This window comes from Allofournierella sp. (genome assembly GCF_017889395.1).
In the GTDB taxonomy this organism is placed as follows: Bacteria; Bacillota; Clostridia; order Oscillospirales; family Ruminococcaceae; genus Allofournierella.
In genome coordinates this window covers 1-14,863 of sequence record NZ_JAGHKE010000066.1, presented here as the reverse complement: position 1 = coordinate 14,863, position 14,863 = coordinate 1, and the positions used below count along the sequence as shown (strand labels likewise).

The window sequence follows — 14,863 nt, the reverse complement described above, 5'->3', positions numbered from 1 at the left end:
CGTGGAGAATCCCACCCAGGAGCAGCTGATGGAGGTTGCCAAGCTGGCCTGCGCCGACGCCGACACCCTGCACAACATGCCCTTCCCGGTGGATGCCGACAGTGTGTACGCAGCCATTCTGGCAGCGGACGAGCTGGGCAAGTACTACACCGACTGCTGAGTTTTTGAATATTATGGCGGCTTCCCCGTTTTGGGGAGGCCGCTTTTCTTCGCTATAGCAGAAATCGCAAAACAGCTGTGCAACAAAGTCACTTGACAAATAAGAATGATTCTTATATACTCCATCCAAAAGGAAGCATACAACGGGCATTGCGGCCCGTGGAACGGAGGAAACAATGACGAAAGCATTGCTTTGGGCAGCTGTGGGCACAGGCGTGACCTTCGGCATGACCAGTCTGGGATCGGCCATGGTGTTCCTGCTGCGCAAAAAGGCCAGCGAGGGGATGCAGCGGATCTTTCTGGGCTTTGCGGCCGGTGTGATGATCGCGGCCTCGGTGTGGAGCTTGCTGATCCCGGCCATCGAGCAGGCCGAGGCGGCGGGCCAGATCGGCTGGATTCCGGCGGCGGGCGGCTTTGTGCTTGGCGTGGCCTTTCTGATGCTGATGGACGGGCTGTTGCCCCACCTGCATGCGGGCTCGGACCAGCCGGAGGGCCTGCACGCCAACTGGCGGCGTACCACCCTGCTGGTGCTGGCAGTGACGCTGCATAACATTCCCGAGGGCATGGCGGTGGGCCTGTCCTTTGCGCTGGCGGCTCAGCAGAGCGGGGCCGAGGCCGCACTTACCGGGGCCATGGCGCTGGCCATCGGCATCGGCATCCAGAATTTTCCCGAGGGCGCGGCCATCTCGCTGCCCCTGCATCAGGAGGGCATGAGCCGGGGCAAGGCATTTTTGTACGGTAGTGCCTCCGGCGTGGTGGAGCCCATCTTTGGCATTCTGGTGGTGCTGCTGTCCGGCTTCATCGGGCCCTTCATGCCCTGGCTGCTGGCCTTTGCGGCAGGCGCCATGATCTATGTGGTAGTGGAGGAGCTGATCCCCCAGGCGCATCTGGGCGAACACTCCAACGTGGGTACTTTGGGCGTAATGGCCGGTTTTCTGGTGATGATGATCCTGGACGTGGCGCTGGGATAAACAAAAACGGAGCGATGGTTTCATCGCTCCGTTTTTTCATGCACTGAGGGCGCCGTCCCGCAGCTGCCTGCAGACCTCCAGCGCGTCCAGCAGGTGGTAGGGCTCGGTGGAATGGTCCCCGGGTGCGCCGGTGGTGACCAGAATGTACTCCCGGCCTTCTATCTCCATCAGGCTGGCCAGGCACAGCCCTGCCTGGCTGGTGTAGCCGGTCTTGCCGCCCAGAAGCTCCCCGCCCTGGCCGGGTATGGCGTCCAGGCGGGCAAACATGGAGCTGTACATAGTGAAGCCCTGGGGATGCTCACCGGTGGCCGAGGTGGTATGGCTGCGGGAGGTGAATACCTGGCGGAAGGTCTCGTTTTCCAGTGCGGTGTCCAGCAGATGGGCCAGGTCTGCCGCCGAAGCGTAATGGTCAGGGTCCTCCAGACCGGTGCAGTTGGTAAAATGGGTGTGCTCCAGCCCCAGCTCCTCTGCCCGTTGGTTCATCTGTTCCACAAAGGCATCCTCGCTGCCGCTGACCTGCCGGGCCAGTGTCAGGCAGCAATCCGCGCCGGAGGGCAGCATCGCCCCGTAGAGCAGATCCCGCAGCGGCACGCTTTCACCGGGAGCAAACCCGGCCAGCGAGGCGTTTTCCGTCCACAGGTCATTGAAGATTTCGGCGGGGACGGTCACGGTCTGGTCCAGGTCCGGCAGACTTTCGATGGCCAGCAGAACCGTCATCATTTTGGTGAGCGAGGCGGGCGGGGCTTCCGTGTCGGTGTTTTGCCCGGCGATCAGTTCACCGCTGGTCCGGTCCAGCAGCGCGGCCCGCGGGCTGGAAAGATTGCTCAGGGCGGGCAGGGAAGAGGCGGAAACAGAATCCTGCGGCAAAAAATCAGACGCACCAAAGGAAACGGTCTTGAACCAGGCCAGTGCCGCAAAGAGCAGCAGAGCCAGCACCCACAGGGTCAGCGGGCCGCGGCGGCTTCGGCGGCGGCGTTTTGCCCGGCGGCGCGGGGCGGAAGGAATACGGCGAGCTGCCACGGGCTGGCATGCCGGGTAACGGGGGCGCAGGGTGCGCTGAGTGGTCATAACAAGCATCGGCCTTTCTTGGTCCGGCGGCAAAGGGGACGCCGCCGGGCGTTGTATTGGGATACTTCTGTTATAACAAAAAACGGCCGCGAGTGTTTTGCGGCCGGCTTTCAGATTTCATACAGTTTTCTTACGGCAAAAAAATCCCCCAGTGGCCGCGTTTCGCGCAAGCCACCGGGGGATTTTGAACCTGTGAGGTCAGTTTTTCACCGGCCGTGTGCCGGATTGTGGAAAACTTCGTGGAAAGGCTGTGGAAAAATTACTTTTTCATGCCGGCCTCGGCCACCTTCATCATGATGGCGCATTCCATCCGCTTGCGGAACAGCTCACAGCCGTACTCGTAAACGCCGGTGATGCTACCGGTGGCGTGGTAGGCGTTGGCAGCGCAGCCGCCGGAGCAGTACAGCTTGGCCCAGCAGTCCTTGCAGCCGGGGCGGGCATAGGCGTTGCACAGCTTGAACTCGTCCCGCAGGGCGGTGTTGGTCACGCCGTCCCATACGTTGCCCATGCTGTACTTCGGGTCGCCCACAAACTGATGGCAGGGGAACAGCTCGCCCCAGGGGGTCACAGCCAGATACTCGGTGCCGCTGCCGCAGCCGGAGATGCGCTTGTAGATGCAGGGGCCGTGGTTCAGGTCGATCATGTAGTGGTAGAAGGTAAAGCCCTTGCCCTCGCTCTCGCGGCGCAGCATCTCCTTGGCCAGGATCTCGTACTGCTCCATGATCTTGGGCAGATCCTCCTCGGTGAGGGCGTAGGGGTCGCCGGGGGCGCAGACCACCGGCTCCATGCTCAGCTGGTCAAAGCCCAGATCGGCCAGGTGGAAGATGTCGTTGGTGAAGTCCACGTTGTTGTGGGTGAAGGTGCCACGCACGTAGTATTCCTTATTGCCACGAGCCTTGGCGAACTTCTGGAACTTGGGCACGATGGTGTCGTAGCTGCCCTGACCGGCGTAGTTCTTGCGCAGCCGGTCGTGGACCTCTTTACGGCCGTCGATGCTCATAACCACGTTGTTCATTTCCTTGTTGGCGAACTCGATGACCTCGTCGTCCACCAGAACGCCGTTGGTGGTCAGGGTGAAGCGGAACTTCTTGTTGTTGGGCTCCTCCAGGCTGCGGCCGTAGGCAACCAGCTGCTTGACCACATCCCAGTTCATCAGAGGCTCGCCGCCGAAGAAGTCCACCTCCAGGTTGCGGCGCTTGCCGCTGTTCGCCACCAGGAAGTCCAGGGCCTGCTTGCCCACCTCAAAGCTCATCAGGGCACGCTCGCCGTGGTAGTTGCCCTGGCTGGCGAAGCAGTATTCGCAGTTCAGGTTGCAGGTGTGAGCCACATGCAGGCACATAGCCTTCACTTCGGTCACGCGCTTTTTGAAATCGAAGGCCATGTCGCCGTAGATGTCCTTGGCGAAGAGCTTGCCGGCCTTTTCCAGCTCGGCGATGTCCTCGAGGCACTGGCGCAGGTCGGCCTCGGTCACATCCTCGCGGCCGGCGTATTTCTCCAGCATTTTGGCCACGATCTCGTCGGCGGGGGTGGTCTCGTACAGGCCGATCACATCGTAGGCCACCTCGTCCACCACATGGACCGAGCCGCTGAATACGTCCAGCACGATGTTGTATCCGTTGAGTTTATACTGATGGATCATGAAACGAAGGTTCCTTTCTGTAATGAATCTATCTAAAACGAAAAACAAAGGATCTATTCAAAAATCCGGCGGGGGCAGGCCCCGGCTGGATGAAAACGCAAAAAATACCGCCTGCGCACAATGCGGCAGGCGGTATGCTGCAAGGCAAGAATTACTTCTCGTCGTTCTTATGCTCGCACATCTGGTTAGCAACACCGCAGGAGGTTTTGCAGGCAGACTGGCAGGAAGTCTGGCATTCGCCGCAGCCGCCGGTCTGTACGCTCTTGGCCAGGTCGCGGGTCTCGAGAGTCTGAATCCGGTTCATCGATATGTCCCCCTTTCTATACCATAAATTTCCGGGAACCGGGCGGGAATGCCCGACGCTTAAGAAACCTATAGAAACTTGCGTTTATTATACAATGGAAGCGGCCTTTTCGTCAATACCTACTTTGGCGGCCCCGGCGGGAGCCAGCAGGGTGAACAGGGCGCAGGGGATGAAGTAGGCGAAGGCCAGCAGATAGCGGATCTGCATATAATTGGGCGCGCCCACCACCAGACCGAACCACACCAGATACAGCGGCAGATAGGCCAGCAGCAGCCGGGCGCGGCGGCGCAGCAGCTGCACCACGCCGCACAAAAGAAGACCGTAAGCCATAAGCGCGGGCGGAATGAACACCGCACGGGCCTCCAGCTCGTCCCGCAGGCCGGCCCAGCCGGTGAGTCCCAGCACGATGTCCTTGCTGGTGATGCCGAAGGCTCCGTTGCTGCCCTCGTAGGGGAAGGAATAGCTGCCGCCGTCAAACCGGGGGCTCACATAGCCCGCCACCTCGGCCAGCCAGGCCTTCAGGTAGCCCTGCCAGTGGCCGGGCAGCAGCTGTGCCCACACCGAGAGCAGGTCCAGCTTGCCCTGCAGGGTGGCAAAATGCTCGGCGTTGAATTCCGAGCTGGTCTTCACCGGGTCCACCGTGATGGAGCTGTAGCTCTGGGCCATGGCCTCCACCGGAATCACCCGGGCGATGGTCTCGGCCTGCTGGGGGCTGAAGGCCTCCGGCTCAGAGGCGGCCACATAGGCCACCTGCTGCAGCGGTACGGCCCAGGCCTCGGCGGTGAGGGTGCTCTGCAGGCCCAGTGCGCCGTAGACCGGCCCGGTAATCAGCTTTACGCCGATCAGCACCGGCAGCAGCACGGTGAGAATGCGGCGGCGGGCCGGGCGCAGAGCGCACAGCGCAAGGCAGACCACCGCCGCGATGGGCCAGCCGTTGCCCCGCAGAAAGCAAAGAAGCAGGGTGAGGACAACAAAGTGAATCACTCCGCCCTTCTGCCGCAGGTTTTCGCCCTTGCAGCGGGCGGTGTCGAACAGAAACAGGCAGTAGAGCAGCAGCACCCCGTTGAACAGCGGGTCCTTCCAGACCACCAGGCTCTGGAAGGCGTACATGGTACAGCCGCCGAAGAGGGCAAAGCCCAGACCAACAGCGAGCAGCCCCGCGCCACGCCGCCGCATCCAGACCAGGCTGTAGGCCAGCATGGCGGCCACGGCGCTCATCTGCAGAAAGCCGAACAGGTAAGCGCCCAGCTCGATCAGGCCCAGCTTGTAAAAGGGCCAGAGGATCAGCCGCAGCAGCAGGGTATAAAAGATGGGGTGGGCGTCGTTCAGCCCGCCGTGGAAGGCCTGCTCCAGCAGCTGGACGGAGTCCACATCCAGCCGTACCGGGCCCCAGCACAGAAAGACCGGCAGCCAAAGTACCAGAATAACTCCGGTGTACAGCGCCAGCTGCTGCCACAGCGGCCCGGCAGGTGTGGTGGGTGCATCCACAGCCGGCAGATGGGCCAGAAAGCGGCACAGCCCCAGCAGAATGGGAAACAGAAGGGCGCTGAGCAGCACCCAGAATGCCAGAAAGGCAAGGTTAAACTGCATGGTACCCGCCACCACGTTCTGCCCTAAGGTGAAAAAGCAGAACACTGCGCCCAGTGCCCCGCAGGCAAGCCCCTCCCGGCGGGAGGGCCTGGCGCACAGGCCGCGCACCGCGCAGACAAAGCAGATGCCCCAGAACAAACAGAAGAAGGGCGGGGACCACACCTGGCAGGCCCAGAGCAGGAACAGGGCACAGAACAGCCCGCTCACCACACCGGCGGCGGGAACGATACGCCGGTGGCGGCTCACAAAGGCCTCCGCATGGGAAAAGCTGGATAACATGAGATCAATCTCCTTTGGTTGGATTAGAAGAAGGGTGCAGCACCCGCAGGGCCCGGGGCATGGTGCCGCCGGTGCTGTGCAGCCGCACACCCTGGCGGTTCAGCCGGGCACAGCAGTCCAGAAAGACCCGGTCCACCCGCTCGCCGGGCACGATGAGGGGAATGCCCGGGGGATAAGCCCACACATATTCGGCGCTTACCCGGCCCTCACAGGCGGCAAGCGGTGCCTCCTCACAGGGCAGCTCCAGCGCCTGGGCCACCGGCAGGGCGGTGGGCGGCAATGGCAGCGGCTCGGCGGCAGGCGGCATCGGGCAGGCGGCAAGGCTTTTGTCAATGGCCATAAGCGCCCGGGCCAGCCGCAGCAGATTCTCCTCGGCGTCGCCCAGGCCGGTCATGGCAATGGCCCAGTCGCCGCTGGCCATCTCCAGTTCAATGGAAAACTCCTCCCGCAGCCGGGCCATCAGTCCGGGGCCGGTGAGAGCGGTACCCCGGGTGGAGATCACCAGCTTGCCGGGATCGTGGGCGAAAATGCCGGGGTGCTGTTCTGGTGCGTCCGCCCCGTGGCAGAGTACTCGCAGCCGGGCAAGCCCGGCAATCGCCCGGTCAAAGGCAGCCAGCGCCGCCTGCCAGCGGGCAAACAGCTCGCCGCCCCGGCGTTCCAGAAGGTCCACGCAGCCGTCCATGCTGGCCATCAGCAGGTAGGAGGGGCTGCTGGTCTCGAAGATGCCCAGCTGGCGGGCCAGAGACTCGGCTGAAATCAGCTCACCCTGCTGGTGCAGGATGCCGGTCTGGGTCAGGCTGGGCAGGGTCTTGTGCAGGCTCTGGACCACCACGTCCGCCCCGGCGGTCACTGCCCCGGCGGGCCAGCCGGGGGCAAGGCCCAGATGAGCGCCGTGGGCCTCGTCCACCAGCACCGGGACCCCGGCGGCGTGGGCGGCGGCGCAGATGGCGGCAAGATCGCTGATCACGCCCTCATAGGTGGGGCTGGTGAGCACCAGCAGCTTTGCGTCCGGGTGAGCGGCCAGTGCGGCCCGCACTTGATCCGGGGTGATGGAGGCCAGCACCCCGAAGCTTTCGTCCACCGGCGGGGCCAGCCAGACCGGCACCGCGCCGCAAAGCTCCAGCGCGTGATAGACGGATTTGTGGCAGCCGCGGCTCAGGATCACCTTGCCGCCCCGGCCTGCCGCCGCTCGGATGCCAGCCAGAATGCCGCAGGTGCTGCCGTTTACCAGATAAAAGCTGCGCTGTGCGCCCCACAGCCGGGCGGCACGGTCCATGGAATCCTTCAAAATACCCTCGGCCTCGTGAAGGTCGTCGAAGCCGTGGATCTCGGTGATGTCCCAGGCCGCGCCCAGAGCGGCCAGATAGGGGGCCAGTGCGGCGTTTCGTTTGTGGCCGGGCATGTGCATGGGAGCGGGGCCGCCGGTGCTGTGGCGGGCCAGCGCTTCCAGAAGCGGGGGGAATTGATCGGGCATGCGGAAATACTCCTTTGAAGCGGGGCGTTTCCGGTGGGAAGACCCCGCGTTTTTTCCACTTTATCATAGCACACTTGCCCCGGCGGCGCAAAAAAAGAAGTGAAGTGTGCGCGGCAACAGGAAACCGGTCAGTTTTATGGTATAATAATCAAAATAAGTATCAACCAGTGACGCGCCTTGCACAGGATGCGTCCGAATGAAATGAGGAATTTGCCATGAAAAATTTCCGCAAGACCTTTCCCATCTCGTCGGTGGCTTTTATTCTGGTGGGCCTGGCACTGCTGCTTTGGCCGGAGGCATCCCTTCGGGTGGTGTGCGGGCTGTTCGGCCTGGTGATCCTGATGAAAGGCGTGGGTAGCATCTACAGCTTTTTGAAGGCTGAGGTGCGGGGCTTCTTCAGCTACTTCGGCTGGCTGTTTGGCGCAGCTGCGGTGGCTCTGGGTATCTTTTTGCTGATTCGGCCCCAGACCGTGGTGTCCATCCTGCCCATTCTGGTGGGTCTGTTCGTCATCATGGACGGCGTGATGCGGGTGCAGAGCGCCTTTGAACTGCGGGCCGCGGGCTACGACCGCTGGTGGAGCCTGCTGATTCTGGCGCTGGTCAGCGTGGTGCTGGGCGCGGTGATGCTGTGGAATCCGTTTGGCACTGTGGAGCTGCTGGTCATGGCCATCGGCGTGATCCTGATGGTGGAGGGCGCATTGAATCTGGTCGGGTACATCTGGGCCGCGATCCAGCTGAAGGGGCTGGAAAAGACCGCCCGGGATATGGCCGATCAGATGCAGGAGATGCTGGGTGACCCCGCCTTTGATGATGGGGACATCGTGGAGGCAGACTGGCGCGATCTGGATGACAAGCGTTAAAGCGGCATGAAACGGACGCTTTCCAAACAAACAACAGAGCCGTTGCCGCCGGAATTGCAGCGGGCCGCCGCCATGTGCGGGCTGGCCGCGCTGGTCTATCTGGCGGCAGATTCCGCCCTGAGCGGGCTGCTGGGCCCGTCGGTGGACAGTCTGTCCCCAGTGGCGGGTGAGCTGGTGGCGCTGGGTAAAAATCTGCTGGCCCTGGCGGCTCCGCTGCTGGTGGCGCTGGCAAGTCCGCCCGGGGCCCCGGTGCTTCTCAAACGGCCCCGGAGAGGGCTGTTCCCGGCGTTGTTTCTTGCGTTCTGGGCGCTCACCATGGCGGGCAATCTTGCCAGCACCGGCCTGCGTGCCGTGCTGGGAGAAGCCGCCGGTGTGCAGCTGGCAGACGCCCCGGCCGGGCTGCTGTGGCTGCGGCTGGCGCTTGTCCCGGCGGTGGGCGAGGAGCTGCTCTTCCGAGGGCTGATGCAGGGCTACCTGCGCCCCTGGGGCGGCCGGGCGGCGATATGGGGCCAGGCAGTGCTGTTCGCGCTGCTGCACGGCGAGGCACCGGCCTGTTTTTCGGCGCTGCTTTCCGGGCTGGCGCTGGGCCTTTGCGCCGAAACCAGCGGCAGCCTCTGGCCCGGCATGGTCTTTCATCTTTATAACAATACTTTGGCTTTGCTGGGCCAGACCGGCGCGGGCCCTGCCTGGGTGCAGCCGCTGCTGCTGTTCGGCCTGCCCGCCGCCGTGCTGGCGGTTTGGGCGGCAAGGCCCAAGCTTCCGCCCCGCCTGCACGGCACAGGAGCGGGAGCCCTTGCTCGCTGCCCCGGCTATGTCCTGGCAGCGGTGCTGCTGGCGGTGCAGATGCTGCACGCCACATTTACATGATCTTTCACAAAGGAGAAACCCAATGACCGACGAAGAACTGATGGGCCTGGCCCTGGAGGAAGCCAAAAAAGCCGCCGCTCTGGGCGAGGTGCCGGTGGGAGCGGTGGTGGCCAAGGACGGCGAGCCCATCGCCCTGGCCCATAACACCCGAGAGACCGAGAAGAACGCTCTGCACCACGCCGAGCTGCTGGCCATCGACGCGGCCTGCAAAAAGCTGGGCGGCTGGCGGCTGTGGCAGTGCGAGCTGTTTGTGACGCTGGAGCCCTGCCCCATGTGCAGCGGCGCCATCATCAACAGCCGCATCAAACGGGTGGTCTACGGCGCAAAGGATACCAAGGCGGGCTGCTGCGGCTCGCTGGTGGACCTGTTCGCCTATCCGTTCAATCACCATCCGGTGATCGAGAGCGGTCTGCGGGAGCAGGAGGCCGCCGCCCTGCTTCAGGAGTTTTTTGCCATGCTGCGGCGCAAACGGGAGGAGAAAAAGGGAAAATGAGAGAGAAAACAGTGCTGGTCACCGGGGCGAGCCGGGGCATCGGTGCGGCGGTGGCCCGAGCCTTCGCCAATGCCGGATACCGGGTGGCCGTCAACTATAACGCCAGCAAGGCTGAGGCTGAGGCCCTGGCGGCCCAGTGGCCGGACCGGATGCTGCCGGTGCAGGCGGATGTGGCCGACCGGGCTCAGGTGGAGGCCATGTTCCGGCAGGTGGAGGAAGCCTTCGGCGGGGTGGATGTGCTGGTCTGCAATGCGGGCATTGCCCGGCAGGAGCTCTTCACCGATGTGACCCCCGCCGCCTGGCAGCGGATGCTGGATGTGCATCTGAGCGGGGCCTTCCATTGCTGCCAGTGCGCGCTGCCCCACATGCTGCATCAGAAGTGGGGACGCATTGTGACCGTGAGCTCCATGTGGGGCCAGGTGGGCGGCAGCTGTGAAGTGGCCTATTCCGCCGCCAAGGCGGGGCTGATCGGCCTGACGCGGGCGCTGGCCAAAGAAGAAGGCCCCAGCGGCATCACGGTGAACTGCGTGGCCCCCGGCGTGATCGAGACCGACATGATGGCGGCCTTTTCCGCCGAGGACAAGGCTGCTCTGGCGGAGGAGACCCCGCTAGGCAGTCTGGGCAGCCCGGAGCAGGTGGCAAAGGCCATCCTGTTTCTGGCCAGCGACGACGCGGACTACATCACCGGGCAGGTGCTGGGCGTGAACGGCGGTCTGGTGGTGTAAGCTGCCGGAACGCTTTCCCTTTCCGCCGCATACAATGCGGGCAAGGAGGGGAGCATGATGACTGTATTCCAGGAAGGGATCGACGTATCCCGTTATCAGGGCGTGGTGGACTGGTCCGCCGTGGCTGCGGCGGGCAAGGAGTTCGCCATCGTCCGGGTGGGCTCCAGCAACCAGAGCGGGCCCTATGTGGACCCCTATTTCACCCGCAACGTGCAGGGAGCGCATGCCGCCGGGCTGCGGGTGGGGGCCTATTTTTACACCTATGCCAAAACCGAGAGTGAGGTCATCCGGGAGCTGGATGTGTTTTTGAAGGCTCTGGAGGGCCACCGGCTGGAATATCCCGTCTACGTGGACGTGGAGGATGCTTCGCTGGCCAGCCTGGGACGGGACGCGGTGACCTGGCTGATCCAGTTTTCCATGGATATACTGGACCAGAAGGGCTGGTTCCCGGGGTATTACAGCTACACCGAATTCCTGCGCCGCTATGTCAACACCCAGCAGCTGGCGGCCTATCCCCTGTGGGTGGCTGACTACCGGGGCTATGTGGGGTGTGGCGGAAACTATGGGGTCTGGCAGTACTCCTCGGTGGGCCAGGTGAGCGGCGTGAGCGGCAACGTGGACCTGAACTACAGCTATAAGGATTATCTGCCGCTGATCCGGGCGGCGGGTAAGAACGGCTATCTGCCGGAAGTGGACCCCACTCAGCCGGAGGACGATTACTACCAGCTCTGGCGTGCCGCGCAGGATAAGCTGGACCGGATCGCGCTGATCCTGGCCGAGGAATAAGGTTGCATCACCGGGCAAAACATGCTATCGTTAAGGCGATGCCGGAGCAGCCCACAAGCAGGCTGCCCCGGATATGGAACAAAAAATGATCCGCTGTTTAGGAGAACCATATGGAAAACAAAACCTTTTTACGCAATGTACTGGGCATTGCCACCTTCTGCATCCTGCTTTACTGGGGCTTGCAGAATATGGACCGTGTAGGCGGTTTTCTGGGCACGGTGGCCGGGCTGTTCATGCCCTTTTTGATTGGCGCAGCCATGGCCTTCATTCTGAATGTGCCCATGCGCGCCATCGAGACCCATCTGCCCCAGAAGCTGCAAAGGGCCCACCGGGGCATCTCGCTGGTGATCACGCTGGCCGGAGTGATCGGCGTGGTCATGGTGGTGTCGCTGCTGGTGCTGCCGCAGCTGCAGAACACCGTGCAGACCGTTGCTGCCCGGATGCCCGCCTTCTGGGCACAGGCGCAGGAGTGGGCCAACGAGCTGATGATCCGCTACCCTGAGTTAGCGGACTGGCTGAGCGATGCCGGGAACCTGAATCTGCGCAACGTGACCCAGCAGGTGATGGACTGGCTGAAGAACGGCGGCCTTGCTCTGGTGGGCAACACGGTTACCGCCGCCACCGGCATCATCTCGGGCTTTGTGAACTTCTTCATTGCCTTCATTTTCGCCATCTACCTGCTGTTCCAGAAGGAGACGCTGAGCCGCCAGGGTCGGATGCTCCTGTTTGCCTGGATGCGGCCGGAGCATGCGGAAAAGGTGCTGGAGGTGCTTCGCCTGGCCAACAAGACCTTCTCGAACTTTCTGTCCGGTCAGTGCCTGGAGGCATGCATCCTGGGCGCGCTGTTCGCGGTGGGCATGCTGCTGTTCCGCATGCCCTATGTGCTGCTGGTTAGTGTGCTGGTGGCGGTCACCGCGCTGATTCCGGTATTCGGTGCCTTTATCGGCTGCTTCGTGGGCGCATTCCTGATTCTGATCCAGAACCCCATGCAGGCTGTGGTGTTCGTGATCCTGTTCCTGGTGATCCAGCAGATCGAGGGCAACCTGATCTACCCCCGTGTGGTGGGCAGCTCGGTGGGCCTGCCTTCGGTGTGGGTGCTCACCGCCGTTACGCTGGGCGGCAGCATGTTCGGCGTGGTTGGCATGCTGGTGATGATCCCGCTGTGCTCGGTGCTTTACAGCCTTCTGCGCACCGCCACCCGGGAGCGCCTGCGCAGCCGCGGCGTGGAAAAGGCAAAGTATATGCTGGCCCCGGCGGCTCCCGCAAAAAAGGCCCCGGCCCAGCCGCCGAAGACTGCGAAGAAAAAGTAAATCCGCAAACAGTAAAAGCGCTTGCCCGGCGATTTGAACCGGGCAGGCGCTCTTTTGCGTATACACAAAAAGAAGGCCGCCGGTGGAAACCGGCGGCCTTTGCAAATTCAATTATTTCAGCAGCTCTTCCACAGCAGCCTTGGGCTTCAGGCCCACGCTCTTGTTGGCAACGGCGCCGTTCTTGAACACCACCAGGGTGGGGATGCTCATCACGCCGAACTGCATGGCCAGCTCGGGGTTCTCGTCGATGTCGATCTTGCAGACCTTCACCTGACCGGCCTTCTCCTCGGCCACTTCATCCACGATGGGGGCCATCATACGGCAGGGGCCGCACCAGGTCGCCCAGAAATCCACCAGCACGGGGACATTGCTCTGCAGGACCTCCTGCTCGAAGTTTGCTTTATTTACAGTTACAACGCTCATTTCATAACACTCCTTTTTATTTCAGGGCTCCGCAGGTGAGTGCAGAGCAATTCATCCATTGACTTTAGTATATCAGTGGCGGGGCCGGTTATCCGTGATGTAATCACCTTAAGTATACCACACCGGTGAAGGTTTGAGGCCTCAGCGCAAACTGTCCTTCGCCACCTCACGCAGCTTGTCCATGTCCAGCAGGGTGATGCAGCCCCGGGCGATGAGCACCATCTTTTCGGTCTGGAAATATTTGAGCATCCGGGTCACCACCTCCCGGGCGCTGCCCAGATGATGGGCGATCTCCTCATGGGTCAGGCGAAGCTTGGTGGTGTCGTTCAGCTGGGCTTCGCCCACCAGAAAGGCGGCCAGGCGGCTGTCCAGATGCTTGTAGAGAATCTGGTCCAGCAGCCACATCACATCGGAAAAGCGGCTGGCGATCAGCTCGGTGGTGTAGTTGGCCACCGGGGCGGATTCCTGCATCAGCTTTTTGTAGACCGGTGCGGGGATGCGGTAGAGGATGCAATCCTTTTCCGCCTGCACCGAGATGTCGAACTGCAGGCTGTTCAGCATGCAGTAGGCCGAGAGAATGCACACATCCCGTTCAAACAGCCGGTACAGGGTGACCTCGCGCCCCTCCTCGGAGAAGGAGTATCCCCGCAGCTGGCCGTGTACCACGATCAGCGGGCCCACGCAGTCCTCGGAGCCGTTGCGCACCACCTCGCCCTTGCTCACGTGATGCAGTGTCACGTTCTGGGTCAGGTACTGCTGCTGCTCACGGGTGAGCTTGGGCCAAAAGGGAAGATATTCGTAAAATTCCATCGGCGGGCCTCCCTGGGGTTACAGATTTTGTCGAAACGACAAGAAGGATTACAGAACGATTATGCCACAAAAAGAGGAAGGATGCAACGCCGCGGCTCAAAATGCCAGCAGGCCCAGATGCTCCAGCAGGATCTTGCAGCCCATCAGCACCAGAACGATGCCGCCGGCCAGCTCGGCACGGGATTTGTAGCGGGCGCCGAACCGGTGACCGATGGCCACGCCCACGGCGGACAGGCAGAAGGTGGTCACGCCGATAAAGCTGACAGCGGGCACAATGTCCACCGACAGGAACGCGAAGGTCACGCCCACCGCCAGCGCGTCGATGCTGGTGGCTACCGCCAGAGGGAGCATGGCCGCCGGACTGAACTGGCAGTTCAGCTCCTCCGGCTTCGAGCGGGATTCCCGGATCATATTCACGCCGATGAACACCAGCAGACCAAAGGCGATCCAGTGGTCAATATTGGTGATGAATTGCTGGAACTGGGTGCCCAGCAGGTAGCCAATCAGAGGCATCAGCGCCTGGAAGCCGCCAAAGTACAGGCCGGTGATGGCGGCATGACGGGGCTTCAGGCAGGGAAGACTCAGGCCCTTGCAGATGGAAACGGCGAACGCATCCATGGAAAGGCCGACTGCCAGAATAAACAGCTCGATCAGACTCATAAAAGAAAAACTCCCTCGCAGATAATTTGCCCGACCATCGGCCGGGGGATTTGTATCCTGCAAAAAGCACAGTAATATTAATTATAACATATATCTTATGCCCCTCACCGGGCCCCGGAGAAAAAACAGAAAAAATTTTAAAAAATATTTTGAAAAAGGGCTTGCGTTTTGCAAAACACCGTGCTATAATACATTTCGCAGCCGACACAAGAGAGCTGATGCGCAGGTGTCGTACAACGGCTAGTACATCAGCCTTCCAAGCTGAGGACGTGGGTTCGACTCCCATCACCTGCTCCACAAAGCAGGCAAGGGGCAAGAGCTCCGGCTTGCTGGCTGTAACAACAGCATATGCGGATGTGGCGGAATTGGCAGACGCGCTAGATTCAGGTTCTAGTGGTAGCGATACCGTGGGGGTTCAAGTCCCTTCATCCGCACCAAAAATCCC

Annotated in this window: 15 protein-coding genes and 2 tRNA genes; 9 read left to right on the top strand and 8 right to left on the bottom strand. The window is 62.0% G+C overall.

Annotated elements, in window-relative coordinates; translation table 11 throughout:
• Positions 1-335: 335 nt before the first annotated feature.
• Entirely contained in the window at positions 336-1,130 is a 795-nt protein-coding gene (locus J7G73_RS09285; RefSeq protein WP_291246045.1) for a ZIP family metal transporter, read from the top strand.
• Positions 1,131-1,166: 36 nt separating this feature from the next.
• On the opposite strand, the gene J7G73_RS09280 is transcribed toward J7G73_RS09285, so the two are convergent.
• The 5 genes from J7G73_RS09280 to J7G73_RS09260 all read right to left on the bottom strand — a co-directional run bounded on the left by J7G73_RS09280 (position 1,167) and on the right by J7G73_RS09260 (position 7,484).
• Positions 1,167-2,198: a D-alanyl-D-alanine carboxypeptidase family protein gene (locus J7G73_RS09280; RefSeq protein WP_291246044.1), complete on the bottom strand. Its 1,032-nt coding sequence runs from the start codon at positions 2,196-2,198 to the stop codon at positions 1,167-1,169.
• Positions 2,199-2,457: 259 nt separating this feature from the next.
• On the bottom strand, positions 2,458-3,837 hold the full coding sequence (gene scfB, locus J7G73_RS09275; RefSeq protein ID WP_087295970.1) for a thioether cross-link-forming SCIFF peptide maturase: 1,380 nt from the start codon (positions 3,835-3,837) through the stop codon (positions 2,458-2,460).
• 151 nt (positions 3,838-3,988) lie between these two features.
• Entirely contained in the window at positions 3,989-4,141 is a 153-nt protein-coding gene (gene scfA, locus J7G73_RS09270) for a six-cysteine ranthipeptide SCIFF (RefSeq protein ID WP_087182329.1), read from the bottom strand.
• A gap of 87 nt (positions 4,142-4,228) precedes the next feature.
• Entirely contained in the window at positions 4,229-6,010 is a 1,782-nt protein-coding gene (locus J7G73_RS09265; protein ID WP_291246043.1) for a DUF6020 family protein, read from the bottom strand.
• 4 nt (positions 6,011-6,014) lie between these two features.
• Positions 6,015-7,484, bottom strand: coding sequence for an aminotransferase class I/II-fold pyridoxal phosphate-dependent enzyme (locus J7G73_RS09260; protein WP_291246042.1), 1,470 nt, complete (start codon positions 7,482-7,484; stop codon positions 6,015-6,017).
• 215 nt (positions 7,485-7,699) lie between these two features.
• On the opposite strand from J7G73_RS09260, the gene J7G73_RS09255 reads away from it, so the two are divergent.
• From J7G73_RS09255 to J7G73_RS09230, 6 genes are all read left to right on the top strand, one after another.
• Positions 7,700-8,344 (top strand): HdeD family acid-resistance protein, encoded by a 645-nt coding sequence (locus tag J7G73_RS09255; RefSeq protein WP_291246041.1) that lies wholly within the window; start codon positions 7,700-7,702, stop codon positions 8,342-8,344.
• A 6-nt stretch (positions 8,345-8,350) separates the two neighbouring features.
• Positions 8,351-9,211 (top strand): CPBP family intramembrane glutamic endopeptidase, encoded by an 861-nt coding sequence (locus J7G73_RS09250; RefSeq protein WP_291246040.1) that lies wholly within the window; start codon positions 8,351-8,353, stop codon positions 9,209-9,211.
• Positions 9,212-9,233: 22 nt separating this feature from the next.
• Entirely contained in the window at positions 9,234-9,704 is a 471-nt protein-coding gene (locus J7G73_RS09245; protein ID WP_087182324.1) for a nucleoside deaminase, read from the top strand.
• Complete coding sequence (locus J7G73_RS09240; protein WP_087295964.1) at positions 9,701-10,429, top strand: SDR family NAD(P)-dependent oxidoreductase; 729 nt, start codon at positions 9,701-9,703, stop codon at positions 10,427-10,429. Before J7G73_RS09245 ends, J7G73_RS09240 begins: the two co-directional genes overlap by 4 nt.
• A gap of 54 nt (positions 10,430-10,483) precedes the next feature.
• Positions 10,484-11,215, top strand: a complete 732-nt coding sequence (locus J7G73_RS09235) for a glycoside hydrolase family 25 protein (protein ID WP_291246039.1) — start codon at positions 10,484-10,486, stop codon at positions 11,213-11,215.
• 110 nt (positions 11,216-11,325) lie between these two features.
• Positions 11,326-12,525, top strand: a complete 1,200-nt coding sequence (locus J7G73_RS09230; protein WP_291246038.1) for an AI-2E family transporter — start codon at positions 11,326-11,328, stop codon at positions 12,523-12,525.
• A gap of 111 nt (positions 12,526-12,636) precedes the next feature.
• Here J7G73_RS09230 and trxA read toward each other — a convergent pair whose 3' ends face one another.
• From trxA to J7G73_RS09215, 3 genes are all read right to left on the bottom strand, one after another.
• Positions 12,637-12,948 (bottom strand): thioredoxin, encoded by a 312-nt coding sequence (gene trxA / locus J7G73_RS09225; protein ID WP_087295961.1) that lies wholly within the window; start codon positions 12,946-12,948, stop codon positions 12,637-12,639.
• 141 nt (positions 12,949-13,089) lie between these two features.
• On the bottom strand, positions 13,090-13,758 hold the full coding sequence (locus tag J7G73_RS09220) for a Crp/Fnr family transcriptional regulator (RefSeq protein ID WP_087295960.1): 669 nt from the start codon (positions 13,756-13,758) through the stop codon (positions 13,090-13,092).
• Positions 13,759-13,854: 96 nt separating this feature from the next.
• Entirely contained in the window at positions 13,855-14,418 is a 564-nt protein-coding gene (locus J7G73_RS09215) for a manganese efflux pump MntP family protein (RefSeq protein WP_087295959.1), read from the bottom strand.
• A 222-nt stretch (positions 14,419-14,640) separates the two neighbouring features.
• Here J7G73_RS09215 and J7G73_RS09210 point away from each other — a divergent pair.
• Positions 14,641-14,715: transfer RNA gene (locus tag J7G73_RS09210), tRNA-Gly, on the top strand.
• 53 nt (positions 14,716-14,768) lie between these two features.
• Positions 14,769-14,855: transfer RNA gene (locus J7G73_RS09205), tRNA-Leu, on the top strand.
• Positions 14,856-14,863 lie beyond the last annotated feature (8 nt).